This window comes from Bathymodiolus heckerae thiotrophic gill symbiont, assembly GCF_900180345.1.
Lineage (GTDB): Bacteria > Pseudomonadota > Gammaproteobacteria > PS1 > Pseudothioglobaceae > Thiodubiliella.
In genome coordinates, this window is record NZ_FXLV01000087.1 from 1 (window position 1) to 2,208 (window position 2,208).

Sequence of the window (2,208 nt, forward strand, 5' to 3'; positions counted from 1 at the left end):
TTTTCTAAAGTTGCCTCTATTGTGGGAATACTTTCTATTTTCCTGTGTTCGATTATTACTTGAATATCAGAGTCAAAGTCGTTGCTCCCATATACCCATATCCGATGCCTTGGATTTTCACATTCTGTCAATTTTAAAATATTTTTTGAAAAGTCAGATTCCATTAAAAACCTTGAATCGTCCTTTAAAATCATCATTGTAGAATCCTTATCACGAGTAGCCATTGTCACTTGGCCCTTATCAGGATCAGGGTATAGCAAAATACTTGCATCAAAATACTCGCCTAAATTATCTAGGCTTTTCCCTAGTTTTAACGCATCATGTTGATCAAACCAATCGTCATCTTTTTGTGTTTTGATGCTAATATGTTCCATTGAAGCATCTGGTGGCAGTTTTTCTTCAAACTGATGCAACAGTTCTTTAGCCTCATTAAAGTCTGCAGCCTTGACATGAACTTTTAACCCGCCTTTCAATTCACTAATTAACTTATTGCCATAAGTGCGCTCTATTTTTGGTGTGCCATCTTTATTAGCAGAAAGAACAAGATCATAATGCTCATCTGTGTAAGAATCTACTAGGACTATATCGCCTTTTTCATCAAAAGCGTAAGTTTCTTTGAGTATGCTTGAGCGATATTTGTTAGAGAGCTCTCCTGTTGGCTCTAGCACAGTTTTTCTGCCATTAGGCCAAGTAGCTACCACACCCAATCTAGTGCTTACTTTGGCGCTATTTATGCCCTCTTCCTGTAGCTTTGGCAACAGCATTTTTGGATATTCACTCCCTAAACTGCAAGCAACTAAACTGACTTTTTTTATCTCAGAATCATCACCAACAGCCTGATTTATTATACCGATATGTTTAGCAATTTCCTCAACACTCCTGCCCCCAATTCCATCTGAATTACCATGTCCATTAATTATAACCTTGAGGTCGCCTTTTGGTATTTGATCTAATGTAGTGCCGAATACAACTTGATAATCACCGTTTTTTTCCATATGGACAATAGTTGTATTGTGTGGATATTTTTTTGCCAGGCGTAGTTCAATGATTAACAAGGCCTCAGTTTGATCATTTTCTACTGTTACAACAACTTGATGCTTACCCCCTGTAAATGGATCTGTGTTGCCCATAGTTACCACAGGTTGCTTCCATTCTCTAAGTTTTTCTTGAAACCTTTTAGCCCTTCGAATGCGCCGTTCTATATATAATCTATCTTTTTTCGCCCATAAATTCATGTCAGACTCCCCTCTTAATGTCTTTGAGAGCTGATTGTGAATATCCTCTAATTTTTCAATCTTTCTGTCAACTCCCAATAATTCGGCTTTGTCGCATTCTTCATATAGAGAAGATCGAAGTATTGCATATGCTTTGAGTTTAAGCATATATTCATTTAAAAAAGAGTATATCTCGCCTAATTTTGTTGAAATCTCTGAGCTTGGATTTTTTTCCAAATGTGCATGAAAATCTGATCTAACTGGCTCTAACTTATCAAGAGAAGGTCCCAATCCATTTCTTTGTATTTTATGTAAAACCTCAAGAGTATTAACTAAGATACCGTGATGTTTGCTTTTTTTGTGAGATTGGAATTTTTTACTGTCAAGCAACTTTTCTATTTCCTTTATTTGATCATCAAGGTCACTTAATGGATTTTCTAGACTATCACTATAGCGCTTAACCGTCTCAGTTTTTTGGGCAATCTCCCCTTTGTCGTTATCCCAACTGTAAATCGTTTTAGTGCCGTCTGTCGTCATGGTCTTAGTGCCGTCATCATTCACTTGAACTTGCCCTGTCCTGCCAGTAATTTCTGTGTGCTGTAGGGCTGGTATGTCGTTATAAGCAATATAGGCAAAGTCTCGAGTTAAACCTTGACTAACGCCATCGGTATCACACCCAACCAAAGCTATACGCTTGATTCTGGTGTTATCATTGCCATAGGTTTGTTGTAGTATTTTGGCTTTATCTACTAATGATTGTGCGCCTTCTTGAGTTAAATCAGCACCGTGATCAACAAAATTAACACGAATGTCTCCTGTTGGGGTGTAAGCCTCACCTTTTAGGGTAACCAGATTGCCGTTTTGGTCAAATTTAACGATAATGCTGGTGTCAGGATGTTTGTTGAATAAGGCGTTAGCGGCTTCAACCACGGTAGAATTGTTGCTATTTTGAACAATGACATTGCTTTTGTATCTTGTGCCGTCTAAATGTTGT

Annotated in this window: 1 protein-coding gene; it reads right to left on the minus strand. The window is 37.7% G+C overall.

The genetic code is table 11. The features are described from left to right. Positions 1-2,208, minus strand: a 2,208-nt coding sequence (locus tag CRYPD_RS07575) for a C80 family cysteine peptidase (protein WP_138146968.1), incomplete at both ends; no start/stop codon positions are given.